Below are 15,781 nucleotides of genomic sequence, written 5' to 3'. Positions count from 1 at the left end.
TCAGACCGTCATACATCGGTATCAGTTTCAACTCATCTTGTATAATCCCTGTCTTTCCCTTCCAGGTGGTCTTTATGAATTTTCCGGTTCTGTATCTTCGAAAAGGCGCAGAGCGCCGTCTCCGTGCTGGCCATCTCTGGGTATACAGTAATGAGGTGGATACCCGCCGCAGCCCGCTGACGGATTTCGAGGCTGGTGTTCAGGCGGAGCTTCGGGCTTCGAATGACAAGCCACTGGGTACGGTGTTCGTGAACCCCCATGCGCTGATTTGTGGCCGGCTGATCAGTCGGGACCCGGGGCACGGTATGACACCTCAGCGGTTGACCCAGCGGATGGAGGCTGCGCTTGCGCTGCGGGAGCGGCTTTTTGACAAGCCGTTTTACCGTTGGGTATTTGGCGACAGTGACGGGCTTTCGGGGCTGGTGATTGACCGGTTTGATGCCACGGTGGTGGTGCAGATTTCCACGGCCGGTATGGAGGCCATGAAGGACGCGGTTGTCCGGGCGGTACAGCGGCTGGTGCACCCGGAGGCGATCATCCTCAAGAACGATGGCAAGATGCGCAAGGTGGAGGGGCTGGATTCCTACGTGGAGCAGGCCCATGGCGCTGAAATCAGTCTGCTGGAAGTTGAGGAGAACGGGGTCCGTTTCGAGGTGCCCCTGGAAGGCGGGCAGAAGACGGGCTGGTTCTATGATCATCGGATGAATCGTGCCCGTTTGCAGGCTTATGCGCCGGGTAAGCGGGTACTGGATGTGTTCAGTTACGTTGGTGGTTGGGGTATCCAGGCAGCCTGTGCGGGGGCCACCCAGGTTACCTGTGTGGACAGCTCGGCCAGTGCCATTGATTCGGTCCACCACAACGCCAGGCTCAACGGCCTGGACAATGTGGAAACGATAGAGGGCGACGCCTTCGAAGCCCTGAAGGCGCTGGCGGATGACAAGGAGAAGTTTGATGTGGTGGTGCTGGATCCGCCGGCACTGATTCCCCGGCGCCGGGACCAGAAAGCGGGGGAAGAGGCCTATGCACGGCTGAATCAGCTCGGTCTGCGGTTGCTGGAGCGCGACGGCATACTGGTGTCCGCATCCTGTTCCATGCACCTCTCGCAGGAGAAGCTGGTGGACATCATTCGTGGCAGCGGCCGGAAGATCGACCGCTTTGTCCAGTTGTTGGAGCAGGGGCATCAGGCTCCGGATCATCCAGTGATCCCGGGTATTCCCGAGACCGATTACATCAAATCCTGCTTTGTCCGCTCACTGACAGGCTTCTTCTGAAGCATTTGAAGTCGGGGTCAGATGAAAGCTTTCATCTGACCTCATATTCACGTTTCAGCCTCTCAGTGACATCACCTTCCAGCCGTTGTCCCGGGCAAATTGCTCCAGGGTCGGGTCTGGGTCGACCGCTACCGGGTTATCCACTTTCTTCAGCAGCGGCAGGTCGTTGTGGGAGTCGCTGTAAAACCACGCCCCCTCAAGGGTCCTGTTATGGGCTGCCAGCCAGTCATCCAGCCGCGTGACCTTGCCATCCTGAAAGCTCGGAGTACCAGCCACTTCGCCTGTATAACGGCCGTTGACCAGTTCCGGTTCGGTGGCAATAAGGTGTTCAATGCCAAGGGCTTCTGCGATCGGCTCTGTCACAAAACGGTTGGTTGCGGTAATGATCATCAGGGTATGACCCTGGTCCCGGTGGCTGTCCAGCAGCGCATTGGCACTGGTCTGCATCATGGGACGCACCTTTTTCTCCATGAAGGCTTCCCGCCAGGTCAGTAGCTCCTCCATGTTGTGGCTGGCCAGCGGCTGAAGAGCAAAGCCCAGGTAATGCAGGATATCCAGCTCGCCGTTCAGGTATTCCTGGTAGAAGCGGTCGTTGGCCCGGCGGTATTCCTCGGCATCAACGATGCCTTCCTCTACCAGAAATTCGCCCCAGGCATGGTCGCTATCGCCGGCCAGAAGGGTGTTGTCCAGATCAAAAATTGCGAGCGTCAAGCGGCTACCTCCGGTGATCACAGGGCTTGCAGGAAAACGCCAAGTCTACCACGACCTGTCCCCAACGGCTCCGTTTGCCGAACCCTTGGGATTCTGTAAGAATGAGAGCAACTTGGACAAATCCGACCGGTGAATTTTTGACCGGTCCACCGACTTTTGAGAGGACTGTGCCGTGATCGATTCAGACGGTTTCAGACCCAACGTCGGAATCATTCTGGCCAATCACAGAGGAGAAGTTCTCTGGGCAAGGCGAATAGGGCAGGACTCCTGGCAGTTCCCTCAGGGCGGCATCAAACATGATGAATCCCCCGAGGATGCACTGTACCGGGAGCTTGGAGAGGAAATCGGCCTGTGTGCAAACGATGTGGAGATCATCAGTTGCACCCGAGGCTGGCTGAGGTATCGACTCCCGAGGAGGATGGTACGCCAAAACTCCCACCCCGTTTGTGTGGGCCAAAAACAGAAATGGTTCCTGCTGAGGATGTTATCTCCGGACGCGCAGGTTTGCGTGGACGGTACGGATTCACCGGAGTTTGATGGCTGGCAATGGGTAAGTTACTGGTATCCGTTGGGCCAGGTGGTCTCATTCAAGCGAGAAGTGTATCGACGCGCGCTGAGAGAGCTTGCCCCGCGGCTGTTCTACAACATGGAGCAGTGGCACAGGGCAGAGCATAATCAGCGTTTACAGGAACACCAGAAATGACGGACTGACACCGCCATGCTGAGCATTCTGCGAAGTCTAGTACAAGAGGTAAACAGCGCCCGCGATCTGCAGGAGGCGCTGGATATCATTGTATCGCGGGTGCAGAAAGCCATGGGGACCGAGGTCTGTTCCGTTTATCTGCTCGACCCGGCGACCAACCGCTACATTCTGATGGCCACCGAGGGCCTTTACCGCAAGGCGGTTGGCCAGGTGAGCCTGGCTTATTCCGAGGGCCTTGTCGGGCTCGTGGGTTCCCGCGAAGAACCCATCAACCTTGAAGATGCGCCGTCTCACCCGCGCTACCGCTATTTCCCCGAGACCGGGGAGGAACGGTTCCGCTCTTTCCTGGGTGTTCCTATCATTCACCATCGCCGGGTGTTGGGCGTGCTCGTTGTCCAGCAGCGGGAAAGTTCCCGGTGCTTTGATGAAGGCGAAGAGGCCTTTCTGGTAACTGTTTCCGCCCAGTTGGCGGGGGTTATTGCCCACAGTGAGGCCACCGGAGCCATCAGCGGTCTGTCCCTGACCGGTGAGGAGGCTCATGATGTCAGTTTCAATGGCGTCCCCGGGGCGCCGGGCGTAGCCATCGGCAGTGGCGTTGTGGTTTATCCGTCTGCCGATCTTGATGTGGTTCCGGAGAAGCCCACCGACGATATCGATCAGGAGCTGGCCCTGTTTGGAGCCTCGGTGAAAGCGGTCAGGGAAGATATCGAACGCGTTGCCAAACGGTTGGCATCACAATTGCGCCCCGAAGAGCAGGCCTTGTTCGATGTTTACCTGAGAATGCTGGGCGATGATGCCATGCCCGGTGAGGTGTCGAACAAGATCAAGGAAGGGATCTGGGCCCAGGGCGCCCTCAAACAGGTTGTCCAGCAATACATCCGTCACTTCGAGATGATGGACGATCACTACCTGCAGGAGCGTGCTGTTGACATACGTGATCTTGGCCGCCGCCTGTTGTCCCACCTGCAGGAGGGTGAGCAGAAACACCTGAACTACCCCGAGCGCACGGTACTGGTCAGCGAGGAGCTGACGCCGGCAATGCTTGGTGAGGTTCCCAAGGGGCAGTTGGTTGGATTGGTGTCGGTCAAAGGGTCCAGTAACTCCCACGTGGCCATCCTTGCCCGTGCCATGGGCGTTCCTACCGTCATGGGTCTGGTCGATATTCCCGTAAATCAGCTTGATGGCAAAGAGCTGATCGTCGACGGTTTTGAGGGTCAGATCTTTGCCTCACCCTCCGCAGATCTGCGCTCCTATTATCAGGCGATCTGCGATGAAGAAGACGAGCTCATCCGGGGGCTTGAGGTCCTCAAGGATAAGCCCTGTGAAACCACCGATCACCACCGGGTCTCGTTGCTGGTGAACACCGGACTGATGACCGATGTGGTGCGCTCGCTCTCGCACGGTGCCGAGGGTATCGGCCTGTACCGTACCGAAGTGCCCTTCATGATCAAGGACCGCTTCCCCTCGGAGCAGGAACAGCGAGAGTATTACCGGGAGCAGCTCGAAGCCTTTGCGCCGAGTCCCGTTACCATGCGTACGCTGGATATTGGCGGCGACAAGGCACTGACCTATTTCCCGATCCAGGAGGAAAACCCTTTCCTGGGCTGGCGGGGTATCCGGGTTACCCTCGACCATCCGGAGATTTTTCTGGTTCAGGTCCGGGCCATGCTCAAGGCCAGCGAGGGGCTGAACAACCTCCAGATCATGCTACCGATGATCTCCAACATCTCGGAAGTGGAAGAGTCCCTGCATCTGATTTACCGGGTGTATCACGAGGTTCGCGAGGAAGGCTATGACATTCACATGCCCAAAGTGGGTGTGATGGTCGAGATTCCCGCTGCGGTCTACCAGATCCGGGAGCTGGCGGACCGGGTGGACTTCCTCTCTGTTGGTTCCAACGACCTGACCCAATACCTGCTGGCAGTGGATAGGAACAACCCTCGGGTAGCCCAGCTCTATCATTCTTACCATCCTGCGGTGCTCCAGGCGCTGGTCCGGATTGCCCAGGATGCTCACTCTGTCGGTAAACCGGTTGGTATCTGTGGCGAGCTGGCGGGTGATCCCGGTGGTGCGCTGCTGCTGATGGCCATGGGGTACGATTCCCTGTCCATGAACGCGGCCAGTCTGCCCAAGGTCAAGTCGGTGATTCGCAGTGTCAGCCGGGAATGGGCCATCCAGTTGCTGGAAGATGTGCTGCTTCTGGATTCGCCTCACGTCATCAAGAGCTGTGTCGATCTGGCGTTGCGAAATGCCGGTTTTGGCCGCTATCTGCGCCCCGGTAAATCGACGGCCATGGCGGTATCCGAGGCCGCCGTTTCCTGATTACGGGACGGATTTCGGCAATATAGGGTGTGCACTCTAAATACGGTTGTTATCTTGATAACTGAAGTATCCGGCGGTCCGCATAGCGGACCCGCACTTTTTATCCGGAAAAGGGAAGGCTATGAGCTCGCCAACTGATCATAAACCCGCTCCCCGCATCGGGCTTGCCCTTGGTGGCGGTGGTCCTTTGGGTGGGATTTATGAAATCGGGGCGCTCCGGGCGCTGGATGAGGCGCTTGATGGTCTCGATTTCAACAACATTGATGTTTATGTTGGCGTTAATGGCGGCTCTTTTGTGGCGGCGAATCTTGCCAATCAGATGACCACGGCGCAACTCTGCCGGATCTTCGTGCGCAATGAGGCGGAAGTGCACCCGTTCCATCCGGAAGTGTTCTATCGCCCGGCTTTCCGGGAGATCGGCAGTCGATTGCTGGCAATTCCGGGCCTGGTTTCGACGGCGGTGAGTCGCTTCATCAACAACCCCTACGATCAGAGCCTGCTGGAAGCCATGACCATCCTGGCCCAGGCAGCCCCGGCCGGATTGTTTGATAACGAGGGCCTGCATGAGTATCTCAAGCGGGCCTTTACCATGCTTGGCCGTACCAACGATTTCCGTCAGCTAAAGCGCAGCCTCTACATAGTGGCTGCCGATGTTGAGAGTACCGAAGCCGTTTGCTTTGGCGCTCCCGGCTTTGACCACGTGCCCATTTCCAAAGCCATTCAGGCCAGTACTGCCTCGCCGGGTCTGTATGTGCCAGTGGAAATTGATGGCCGCTATTATGTGGATGGCACGCTTCGTAAGGGGCTGCACGCCTCTGTGGCCTTTGAAGACGGTGCCGATCTGGTTTTCGCCGTGAATCCGCAGGTTCCTATCGATGCCAGCGCCGCGGTCCGGGCCGGCTCCATGAAACCCGGCGAGCTGACCCGCTCAGGTATGCCGAATCTTCTGTCACAAACTTTCAGGACCATCGTGTACTCGCGGATGCAGTCAGGCATTGCCCAGTATGCCCGGGATTATCCCGACAAGGACATTCTCCTGTTTGAGCCGACTCGTGACGACGCCAAGCTGTTCTTCTCTAACGTTTTCAGCTTTCAGTCCCGAAGAATGGTGTGTGAGCACGCCTATCAGATGACCCGGCGGGATCTTCTGAACCGTGCCGATCAACTGGAGCCAAAGCTGGCAAAATACGGCATCACGCTGAGACGGGATCGTCTTGAAGACGAACAGCGGACGATCAGTACCAGCCTTTATGGCGAAATGCTGCCACTGTATGTGGCCAAGGGCAGGAAGAAAAAAGCCGAGAAGGGCCGATTGGCGGGTAGCTTGAGCAACGTGTCGCACCTCTTCTCGAAGGCGCAATAATTCTCAGTGGGTGAGGGGCCAGATGAGCTTTTCACCTGACCCCTCGTTCACGCTTACAGGATATACCGGCTCAGATCCTCGTCTTCGGACAACTCTCCAAGTTTTTCATCCACGTATTCAGCGGTTACCTCGAAGCCATCGGTAACCTTGTCGCCGGCATCAAAGGACAGGGTTTCAAGCAACCGCTCAAGGACGGTATGCAGCCTACGGGCACCGATGTTTTCAGTGCTTTCGTTCACCTTCCAGGCAACCTCGGCAATGCGCGCAATGGCATCTTCCCGGAAGGTCAGTTTTACGCCTTCGGTCAGCATCAGTGCTTCGTATTGCTGGACCAGGGAGGCATCGGGTTCGGTCAGGATGCGCTTGAAGTCCTCGGGTGTCAGTGCCTGAAGCTCAACGCGGATCGGCAAGCGGCCCTGCAGCTCCGGAATGAGATCCGAGGGCTTGGACAGATGGAACGCGCCGGAGGCAATAAACAGAATATGATCGGTGCGCACAGAGCCGTATTTCGTGCTCACGGTGCTGCCCTCGATCAACGGGAGCAGGTCGCGCTGGACGCCCTCGCGGGAAACATCTGACGAGGTGTTCTCGGACCGCTTGGCCACCTTGTCGATCTCATCCACGAATACGATGCCATTCTGCTCCACCGCCTGGATGGCTTTCTGCTTGATCTCTTCTTCGTTGACCAGCTTGGCAGCCTCTTCTTCTTTGGCGCGCTTGAGTGCGTCCGCAACCTTCATCTTCCGGGTCTTGCGCTTGTCGGAAGACAGGTTTGAGAACATGCTCTGTAGCTGGTTGGTCATCTCTTCCATGCCTGGAGGGGCCATGATTTCCACCCCGGCGCTGGAGTTGCGAAGGTCAATCTCGATCTCCTTGTCATCCAGCTCGCCTTCCCGGAGTTTCTTCCGGAACAGTTGGCGCGTGGATGAATCGGAGGTGCGCTGGCTGTCCTCACCAAAATCTCGGGGCGGCGGAATCAGTGCGTCCAGAATACGCTCTTCCGCAGCATCCAGTGCCCGTTCTTCGTGGCGTTTCATCTCTGCTTCGCGCAGCATTTTGACGGCCATATCCGCCAGATCGCGGATAATGGATTCCACGTCACGGCCGACATAACCGACTTCCGTGAATTTCGTGGCTTCTACTTTCAGAAACGGTGCGTCGGCCAATTTGGCGAGGCGCCGGGCGATCTCGGTTTTACCCACACCCGTAGGGCCGATCATCAGGATGTTCTTGGGTGTGATCTCTTCGCGCAGGCTGCTGTCCAGCTGCATCCGGCGCCAGCGATTTCTCAGGGCGATGGCCACCGCCCGCTTGGCTTCTTCCTGGCCCACGATGTGTTTGTTGAGCTCGTGGACAATCTCACGGGGAGTCATTGCAGACATGGTCGCTCCGGATCAGTCGTTTTTGGAGAGCACTTCAAGGGTGCGATTGTGATTGGTGTAGATACAGATGTCGGCGGCGATATCCAGACCTTTCTCGACTATCTCGTGGGCGGACAGATCGGTATTTTCCAGCAGAGCGCGGGCCGAAGCCTGGGCAAAGGGGCCGCCCGAACCGATGGCAATCAGGCCCTGTTCCGGCTCTATCACATCGCCGTTGCCGGTGATGATCAGCGAGGCAGTCTTGTCCGCTACAGCCAATAAGGCCTCGAGCCTGCGTAGGGCTCGGTCTGTGCGCCAGTCTTTCGCCAATTCCACTGCGGCTCTGGTGAGGTTGCCCTGGTGTTTCTCAAGCTGGGCTTCGAATCGCTCAAACAGGGTGAAAGCATCCGCGGTGCCGCCTGCAAAACCGGCGATCACTTGGCCGTTATACAGGCGGCGAACCTTTCGGGCATTGCCTTTCATTACGGTGTTGCCCAGGGAAACCTGGCCGTCGCCACCCATGGCAACTTCGTCATCGCGCCTGACGGAAAGAATGGTAGTCATTTGGGCTCCAATTGCCTGATTGAAATTGGTATCCCGTTGTTATGGAGGCTTATGGTGCGAATTCAAGGTGTTCGCACCAGGCCCGAAAGATCAGCCTTCCTTGGGGATCTTCCGGACCAGTGGCTGGATATTCAGGGAAACCAGTTTGTCGATGGCGGAGTTCATCTGGCTTCGGGAGGTGAAGGGGCCAACGTTGACGCGGTACCAGACCGAACCGTTGTCCAGGTCAATTCTCTGGGTACTTGCCCGCAAACCCTGGAAGGCAATCTGGGCCCGCTGTCGTTCGGCGTCCTCTTTGCTGCGGAAGGAGCCGGACTGAAGCAGATAATTGAAATCCGTTTGTGTCGGTCCGGGTGTGTATTCTTCGACTTTCGGTGGCACCACCTCCGATTCCGGCAGCATCTCGTAGAAGCGGAACCCGGGTTTGTCTTCTTCCTTGGCGGTCTCTGTGGGCGTCTTCGCAGGTTTCTGGGCCGGCTTTTCAGTGACCGGTTGTTGCTGCGAACCCGGACTCGTTGGCAAGGAGTTCAGGTAGACGATAAACCCGATAAAACCACCCACCGCAGCCAGGGACAGTATCCACTTGAGCGACAGGCCGCCGTGCTGGGAGCGAGCGCTGGCTGCAGGCTTGGGCCGGGCAGCCTTCGGCTTCGCCTGTTTCGCAGGCTTTTTGCGCGAAGTGGCTGACGCTTTGGCAGGCCTGTCCTTCCGGGCGTAATCTCGGGACATTCGTCTTACATCTCTTCCGGTGCGCTGACGCCCAGCAAGTCCAGACCGTTGGCGATAACCTGCCTGATGGCAAGGTAAAGGCTGACCCTGGCATCACGAACGGCGGTATCTTCAATCAATACCTTATGGGCGTTGTAATACGTATGGAACTGGCCCGCCAGGTCCCGCAGGTAGTGCGTGAGGTGGTGCGGTTCACGTTGCGCGGCGGAATTGGCAATGAGCTCCGGATACTTGGTCAACTGGTTGGCCAGATCCTTTTCCTCGTCAAGCGTTAACAGTGAGAGGTCGCCGATGCATTCGTTGCGGCCGCGCTCTACACCTTCCTCGGCCAGTTTTCGAAGCACGCTGCAGATGCGCGCATGGGCATACTGCACGTAATAAACCGGGTTTTCATTGGTCTGGGAGCGAGCCAGATCGATATCGAAGGTCAACTGGGAATCCACCCGGCGCGCGGCCAGGAAGAAACGGGTCGCGTCGCGGCCAACCTCATCAATCAGGTCCCGGACGGTCACGTAGCTGCCGGCGCGTTTGGAGATTTTCACCTCCTGGCCGGAGCGGGTCACCATCACCATCTGGTGCAGCACGTAGTCCGGCCAGCCTTCCGGAATACCGGCATTCAGCGCCTGCAAGCCGGCGCGAACGCGGGTAACGGTAGAGTGGTGGTCGGCACCCTGTTCGTTGATAACGGTGGTAAAGCCCCGTTGCCACTTGTCCAGGTGATAGGCGACATCCGGCAGGAAGTAGGTGTAGCCACCGTCCTTCTTGCGCATGACCCGATCCTTGTCGTCGCCGAACTCGGTGGTTTTCAGCCACATGGCGCCATCCTGCTCGTAGGTGTAGCCATTTTCCTGCAGGCGTTTGACCGTGGCTTCAACCTTGCCGTCCTCGTACAGGGAGGATTCCAGGAAATAGACATCAAACTGAACGCCGAAGGCTTTCAGATCCAGGTCCTGCTCCCGGCGCAGGTAGGCGACGGCGAATTCGCGGATGGCGTCACGGTCTTCCGGGTCCGCCTTGGCGGTCACTTCCCGATCGTCTGCGGTGACGGTGTCGCCAGCAAGGTAGGCCTTGGCGACATCAACGATGTAGTCGCCCCGGTAACCGTCCGCCGGCCAGCTCTCGTCATCCGGCGTCAGACCTTTCACCCGCGCCTGAACCGAGCGCGCCAGGTTGTCAATCTGAGCCCCAGCGTCATTGTAGTAGAACTCCCGGGTCACATCGTAGCCGTTTGCTTCCAGCAGCCGGCAAAGGCAGTCGCCAATCGCCGCGCCACGGCCGTGGCCAACGTGGAGAGGGCCTGTAGGGTTGGCCGAAACAAACTCCACCTGAACTTTTTCACCCTGGCCCTGGTTGTTGCGGCCGAAACGGTCGCCTTCATCCAGTATGGTGTTGACCACTTCAAAAGCACTGGCCGTGCTCATAAAGAAGTTGATGAAGCCGGGCCCGGCAATCTCCACTTTCTCCACTGCTTTGCTCTGCGGCAGCTTCTCGATCAGCGCCTCCGCCAGTTTGCGAGGCGGGCAACCGGCAGCTTTTGAGGCAACCAGGGCAATGTTGCAGGCATAGTCGCCGTGGGACTTGTCCTTGGTACTGCCCACCTGTGGAGTGAAGGACTGGTCCGCAGGCAAAGTGCCATCGGCTTGGAGTGCTGCCAGTGCAGACTGGAGCAGATCGGAAACGGTCTCTTTCATGCTGTCAGATGACTCGGTTTACAGGAGAATTGGATTTGGGGCAGGGGCCCGCTGAAAACAGAAGGCAGTTATTATCGCGGAAAGGTGTTTTTTACTCAAACATGAAAAGCGGAGAGGCCTGGTCGCCTCTCCGTTTTCTGCTCAGAATGTTCTATTCAGGATTGGCGCAGGATGTGGCTGTACCATACGGGCTATCGCCACCCCCCGGAGGTGCAGGCGAATCCAGGTCGTCCGCAGTGCAGGACAGAGTAAATCGCTGTCTAGCCTGGGATTCGGTGCCCTGAACACTGGTGGTGGCAATTAGGTCCACTTCAATCCATGAACATTCACTTTTAAGATAGGTGAGATCGAACGTAACGGTTCCATCAGCGCCGGTTGTCAGGCTCATAGGTACGGTTGCTGAGGGGTCAGGTTCTAGAGCTCCATTGCCATTCTCGTCATTGTCTGAGGCGTCAAGGATGCCGTTATTATTGATGTCTTCAGACACGCAGCCGTCAGCAACCGTGTATGACGCGACCCAAGGGTCACTGGAAGTCGGTTTGACATAGAACCCCTTGAAATAGCGCACTGGGACAACGCTGACCTGTACTGACCGATTAGCGGATGCGTTGCCGTTTGCGTCCGTGACAATTGCCGTCCACGGCTGCTTGTACAGGGTTAGCCCGGACTCAACGATCTCGTTTCCGGTGCCAATATTTATCCGCAGGGCTTGCCCTCCTACTGTCAAAGATAGACTCTCTGATATCGCCGTATTAGGAACTGTAGCGAAAATGGTTACACCATTTAAAGAGCTGGAAACTGAGCTGGACGTATAGGTTACTTGCGTCTGACCTTGGCTATTGGTTTCGCCTGAGCCTGCGGAGAGTGAACCGCCAGTTACGTCGTCTAGGGTGAAGTTTACGGTAGCGTTCTTGACCAGGTTGTTGTTCGCATCACGCACTGTAGCCAGAATTACTGCAGATTCATTTTGGCCGATTTGTGTCTTGTCTGCTTGCAGATTAAGCTGCGTTGGAGTTGTAGATACGAACTCAAAAGTTCTTTGTGCTGACGGCCCGCCTGCCGCTTCACTGCGTGCGGTAACAGATGCTGGGCCGACATTGGTAGATGAAATATCCACGGTGGCAATGCCTCCAGTGGTCGTCACAGTGGCTGTGCTAGAGCTGCTTTGAGTGAAGACTCCTCGGGTTGTCTCAAAAACCACGCTGGAACCATCTGCAACGGCTACCCCACTGGAAAGCCACTCTACTTCCAGGGTCTGCGTGGCATTCAACTCGATTTCGGTATTTGCAGTTGGGGAAGTGAAGCTGAATTGATCTGGTGAGATGGTAACTGCTCTTTCCGCAGATACAAGGCTCTCGCCGCTATAGGCTGAGACGGTTATTGCCTCTGATCCTCCGGACTGTGCGACTAGGTCGAACGTTACAGTGCCATCAAGGGCGGTTGCGAAGGTTGCCGCATTTGAAATCTGATTTCCAAGCTCCGTTGATACGTCAATCGTTTCTCCGACAATCGGGTCGTTATCTGCATCGACAAGCCGAGCAGTATAGGTAGCCGATGCGCCAGCAACGATGGAAGAGGGCCCTGTTATTGAAATCGACGTTCCCGTCGCGGAGATAGATGTTGTTCTTGATACGTCGCCGGCAGTCACGGTCACAGTGATCGTGCGGTTCCTTGGATCGTTGCCAGCGGAAACCTGAGCTGATGCTTGGCCGTTAGCACCTGTAACTGCTGTTTGGACCAAGACAGTGCCGGCGTTATCGGCAGCAAAGCCAACGTTTATGTCCGGCATTACTCGACCATCAGTGTCCTTTATGATTGCAGTAATCGAAGAACTGTCTGACCCGTCAGTAGCGATCTGGGGTGATTCATTAATCAATTGGATAGTGCCTACAGAAGCCGTTTCAGTGGTATCGCCTGGTTCGCTTGTACCACTGCCACCGACACCCGATAGTGAGCTCGATCCACTATCTCCTCCGCACGCAGCAAGCACGAGGGTCAGCAACAGGGCTGTAACTCGTGCAAATAGTTTCCCTGACATTATTTTTTCTCCAGTTTCCGTTTACAGCGAAAGCTTTTATGCACATTCCCAAACAAGAACGGCAAGCTCAGGTATTTTCACAAGATTGGTATTTAGTTTGCTGAAAATCATAGCACAGGATATTGCCGCGCAATGATGATTAGTATTCATTTATGAAAAACTTTGTAACCTGCATATGCATCCAGATCTACTGATCGTTAGCCCGTTTCCTGAGGATCAACATCAATCATCCATTTCACCCCGGCAGGCAGCTTTCTCTGGTCCAGTTCCTGGCAAATTCCGGTCAGCAAGCTGTTCAGCTTTTTCCGGTTGCGGGCGTTGAGGATGAGTTGTGCCCGGTGCTTGTCGGCGCGTCGGGCAATCATGGCTGGCAGTGGGCCCCAGGTTTCGATGCCTGTGGTATTGGTAAGAGGCTTTATTGTATCCAGCACCTGCAGGCTCTTTTCCATGGTGTCGGCCTCAGCCCTGAAGATGGCCATGGCGCGGAATGGCGGGAATTGTCCTTCTTCCCGTTCTTTGAGAAGTTGATCGGCGATATCGAGATACTGGCCTTCGCAGAGCGTTTTCAGTAACGGGTGGTCACTGTGGCAGGTTTGCACCAGAACTTTGCCGGGTTTTGTGCCGCGGCCGGCGCGGCCGCTGACCTGCAGAAGGGTCTGAATCAGTTGTTCGGGTGCCCGGAAGTCCACGCTGAACAGTCCGCCGTCGGCGTTGACCACCACCACGAGGGTAACGTTGGGGAAGTCGTGCCCCTTGGCTAACATCTGGGTGCCGACAAGCACGCACGGCTTTCCACTGTTCACCTGCTTCAGAATGCCCTGGATGCTGCCTTTGCGCTGTGTGCTGTCGCGATCCACTCGCACAACCGGCGTATCCGGGAAAGCGTTGGCGAGAATATCTTCTGTTCTTTCTGTGCCCTGTCCAACAGGTTTGAAGGCCTCGCTTTGGCACTTCGGGCAGTGTTCTGTAGCTGCCGTCTGGTAGTCGCAGTGGTGGCATCGCATTGCCCGGTCCCGGCGGTGGTAGGTCAGCCGCGTGTCGCAACGGGGGCACTCAACCATGTGGCCGCAGTCGAAGCACATCATGATCGGGGCAAATCCGCGACGATTGACAAAGACGAGTGCCTGCTCACCTCTGGCCAGGGCTTGCTCGATGGCATTCAGGGCGGGCCGTGACAGGCCGCCTTCCAGTGGGCGACTTCGTATATCCAGCAGACTGATGATTGGTGGCGCCGCATTGCCGGCACGTTCTTCAAGTTTCACCAGGTGATATTTGGCCTGCTCGGCGTTGTGCACGGATTCCAGTGACGGAGTCGCCGACCCGAGGATGACGGGGCAGTTGTTCAGGTGCGCGCGATAGACAGCCAGGTCGCGGCCGGAATAACGGAAACCTTCGCCCTGTTTGTATGAGCTGTCGTGTTCCTCATCGACAATGATGGTGCGCAAGTTGGTGAAGGGCAGTAAAACAGCCGATCGGGTGCCTACCAGGATAACCGGTTCACCGTTGCGGACTTTCAGCCAGGTTGTCAGGCGCTCACCGTCGTTAAGCGCTGAGTGCCACACTACAATCCGGCTGCCGAAGTAGTGTTGGAATCGGGCAACCGTTTGCGGCGTAAGATTGATCTCTGGAACCAGTACCAGGGCCTGATCCTGGGCGCCGAGGTGTTGTTTCAGATAGTGTAGGTAGATCTCGGTTTTTCCGCTGCCGGTGATGCCGTATAAGAGAAAGGCACCAAACCCTTCGCCTGGAGCAGCCAGCTCTTCTGCGGCTGAAGCCTGGGCCGTGGACAATTCCGGTCTGCGAGCAAGAAGCTCAGGTTCCTCACCGCGTGAATTCGTCCGGGGCGGCGAAACGGCCTCAATCAGTTGCTTCTCGTGCAGTGCGTTGAGCTGTGCCCGGGCGAAACCGGCCTGCAGAATATCCTTTGTCGGGGCACCCCTGGAGTGCTGGCTTAGCCAATCGAAAAGCGCCTTCTGTTTATAGGCGTTTGCAGGAAGTGTTGCTGCGTCGTCGAGTGCACGCCACCAATGTTCCGTTTTTTCTTCGGCGATTCGCCCTCGTCTGAGAGCCGGGGGTAGGGCAGTGAACAGGCATTCGCCCAAGGGGTGTTGATAATAGTCGCTGGCCCAGCTGAGAAGTTTGAACGTTTCTTGCGGTAATGCGGGCCAGTCCTCCATAACCGATGACAGCGGCTTGAGCTTTATTCCCGGAGGCGGCTCAACGCCGACCTCTACAACCAGGCCCGTTGCCTGCTGCCGGCCGAAGGGGATCCGCACTCTCTGACCCGGCGCCAATTCGAGGTCTTCTGGAATGATGTAATCAAAGAGTCGACGCAGAGGACGATTCAGGGCGATGCGTGCAATCAATGGCACTGAGTGCTCCACTGGATGACGGGTGTCACGGTTTTTCCTTATCCTGTTTCAGTCGGCGGCCTGCCGCGAAATCCGGGGAGGGCGAGTCCGGAAGTCAGGTGTGGTGCTTGCCTGCAGCAATAATTGCAAGTAAGATTCGCGGTCTGTTTCCGGCAGGGCATGATTGTGCCCCGTCTTCTCAATTGATTCAAACATGCGGTGCCTGGCGCCTGGGTAATCAAGATACCCCGCGATCAGGTAGCGGCATGACCTAACGAGGTTCGCCATGAAAGAAGGTATCCACCCCAAGTACGAAGAAATTACCGCCACCTGTTCCTGCGGTAACACATTCAAGACCCGTTCTACCTACACACATGATCTGCAGCTGGATGTTTGTTCGCAGTGCCACCCTTTCTACACCGGCAAGCAGAAAGTTATGGATACCGGTGGTCGTATCGACCGTTTCCAGAAGCGTTTCGGTGGCCGTATTGGCGGCAAGAAAGACTGATCGCAGTGGATTCGGGAAAGCGCCTTCGGGCGCTTTTTTTGTGTCCGAAATTCATAGTGTATTCATAAGATACATACGCAATTAGCACTATTGACTGTTCACAAAATGTTCATGGCCCACTTGTCGTTTCGGGTCTGGCGGGCCATAATGGCGCGCTCCGCTGGGCAAG

12 protein-coding genes are annotated in these 15,781 nt (G+C 56.7%); 5 read left to right on the top strand and 7 right to left on the bottom strand.

Annotation, left to right across the window (positions count from 1 at the left end; all coding sequences use genetic code 11):
• Positions 1-74 precede the first annotated feature (74 nt).
• Positions 75-1,271, top strand: a complete 1,197-nt coding sequence (locus tag A8B84_RS20200) for a class I SAM-dependent rRNA methyltransferase (protein WP_064230282.1) — start codon at positions 75-77, stop codon at positions 1,269-1,271.
• Positions 1,272-1,325: 54 nt separating this feature from the next.
• Here the strand turns inward: A8B84_RS20200 and A8B84_RS20195 are convergent, their stop codons facing one another.
• Positions 1,326-1,982, bottom strand: coding sequence for an HAD family hydrolase (locus tag A8B84_RS20195; RefSeq protein WP_064230281.1), 657 nt, complete (start codon positions 1,980-1,982; stop codon positions 1,326-1,328).
• A 172-nt stretch (positions 1,983-2,154) separates the two neighbouring features.
• Between A8B84_RS20195 and A8B84_RS20190 the strand changes: the two genes are divergently transcribed.
• From A8B84_RS20190 to A8B84_RS20180, 3 genes are all read left to right on the top strand, one after another.
• Positions 2,155-2,685, top strand: a complete 531-nt coding sequence (locus A8B84_RS20190; protein ID WP_064230280.1) for an RNA pyrophosphohydrolase — start codon at positions 2,155-2,157, stop codon at positions 2,683-2,685.
• A 15-nt stretch (positions 2,686-2,700) separates the two neighbouring features.
• Positions 2,701-5,007 (top strand): phosphoenolpyruvate--protein phosphotransferase, encoded by a 2,307-nt coding sequence (gene ptsP, locus A8B84_RS20185; protein ID WP_064230279.1) that lies wholly within the window; start codon positions 2,701-2,703, stop codon positions 5,005-5,007.
• A gap of 121 nt (positions 5,008-5,128) precedes the next feature.
• Positions 5,129-6,370, top strand: coding sequence for a patatin-like phospholipase family protein (locus A8B84_RS20180; RefSeq protein ID WP_064230278.1), 1,242 nt, complete (start codon positions 5,129-5,131; stop codon positions 6,368-6,370).
• A gap of 53 nt (positions 6,371-6,423) precedes the next feature.
• Here A8B84_RS20180 and hslU read toward each other — a convergent pair whose 3' ends face one another.
• The 6 genes from hslU to A8B84_RS20150 form a co-directional block, all read right to left on the bottom strand.
• Positions 6,424-7,752 (bottom strand): HslU--HslV peptidase ATPase subunit, encoded by a 1,329-nt coding sequence (gene hslU, locus A8B84_RS20175; RefSeq protein WP_064230277.1) that lies wholly within the window; start codon positions 7,750-7,752, stop codon positions 6,424-6,426.
• Between the two features lie 12 nt (positions 7,753-7,764).
• A complete protein-coding gene (gene hslV, locus A8B84_RS20170; RefSeq protein ID WP_008170810.1) occupies positions 7,765-8,295 on the bottom strand; it encodes an ATP-dependent protease subunit HslV in 531 nt (176 codons plus the stop codon).
• A 90-nt stretch (positions 8,296-8,385) separates the two neighbouring features.
• Complete coding sequence (locus tag A8B84_RS20165) at positions 8,386-9,024, bottom strand: SPOR domain-containing protein (RefSeq protein WP_064230276.1); 639 nt, start codon at positions 9,022-9,024, stop codon at positions 8,386-8,388.
• Positions 9,025-9,029: 5 nt separating this feature from the next.
• On the bottom strand, positions 9,030-10,715 hold the full coding sequence (gene argS, locus A8B84_RS20160; protein ID WP_064230275.1) for an arginine--tRNA ligase: 1,686 nt from the start codon (positions 10,713-10,715) through the stop codon (positions 9,030-9,032).
• Positions 10,716-10,866: 151 nt separating this feature from the next.
• The gene (locus A8B84_RS20155) at positions 10,867-12,753 is read right to left on the bottom strand and encodes an Ig-like domain-containing protein (protein WP_064230274.1); all 1,887 of its coding nucleotides are present in this window, start codon (positions 12,751-12,753) and stop codon (positions 10,867-10,869) included.
• A 197-nt stretch (positions 12,754-12,950) separates the two neighbouring features.
• Positions 12,951-15,125 carry a primosomal protein N' gene (locus A8B84_RS20150; protein ID WP_138103209.1) on the bottom strand — a complete coding sequence of 725 codons (2,175 nt, stop codon included), beginning with the start codon at positions 15,123-15,125 and terminating at the stop codon, positions 12,951-12,953.
• A 265-nt stretch (positions 15,126-15,390) separates the two neighbouring features.
• Between A8B84_RS20150 and rpmE the strand changes: the two genes are divergently transcribed.
• The gene (gene rpmE, locus A8B84_RS20145) at positions 15,391-15,612 is read left to right on the top strand and encodes a 50S ribosomal protein L31 (protein WP_064230272.1); all 222 of its coding nucleotides are present in this window, start codon (positions 15,391-15,393) and stop codon (positions 15,610-15,612) included.
• Positions 15,613-15,781 lie beyond the last annotated feature (169 nt).

The sequence above is a fragment of the Marinobacter sp. EhC06 genome (genome assembly GCF_001650915.1).
Classification (GTDB): Bacteria; Pseudomonadota; Gammaproteobacteria; order Pseudomonadales; family Oleiphilaceae; genus Marinobacter.
Note: the sequence above shows the minus strand (reverse complement) of the source record. Positions and strands in the feature narration are given on the sequence as shown.

What these genes read in the sequence shown, in the direction of transcription:
- A8B84_RS20200 (WP_064230282.1), top strand. Translation starts at nt 75, where the DNA reads ATGAATTTTCCGGTTCTGTATCTTCGAAAAGGCGCAGAGCGCCGTCTC.
- ptsP (WP_064230279.1), top strand. Translation starts at nt 2,701, where the DNA reads ATGCTGAGCATTCTGCGAAGTCTAGTACAAGAGGTAAACAGCGCCCGC.
- A8B84_RS20180 (WP_064230278.1), top strand. Translation starts at nt 5,129, where the DNA reads ATGAGCTCGCCAACTGATCATAAACCCGCTCCCCGCATCGGGCTTGCC.
- hslU (WP_064230277.1), bottom strand. Translation starts at nt 7,752, where the DNA reads ATGTCTGCAATGACTCCCCGTGAGATTGTCCACGAGCTCAACAAACAC.
- hslV (WP_008170810.1), bottom strand. Translation starts at nt 8,295, where the DNA reads ATGACTACCATTCTTTCCGTCAGGCGCGATGACGAAGTTGCCATGGGT.
- A8B84_RS20165 (WP_064230276.1), bottom strand. Translation starts at nt 9,024, where the DNA reads ATGTCCCGAGATTACGCCCGGAAGGACAGGCCTGCCAAAGCGTCAGCC.
- argS (WP_064230275.1), bottom strand. Translation starts at nt 10,715, where the DNA reads ATGAAAGAGACCGTTTCCGATCTGCTCCAGTCTGCACTGGCAGCACTC.
- A8B84_RS20155 (WP_064230274.1), bottom strand. Translation starts at nt 12,753, where the DNA reads ATGTCAGGGAAACTATTTGCACGAGTTACAGCCCTGTTGCTGACCCTC.
- rpmE (WP_064230272.1), top strand. Translation starts at nt 15,391, where the DNA reads ATGAAAGAAGGTATCCACCCCAAGTACGAAGAAATTACCGCCACCTGT.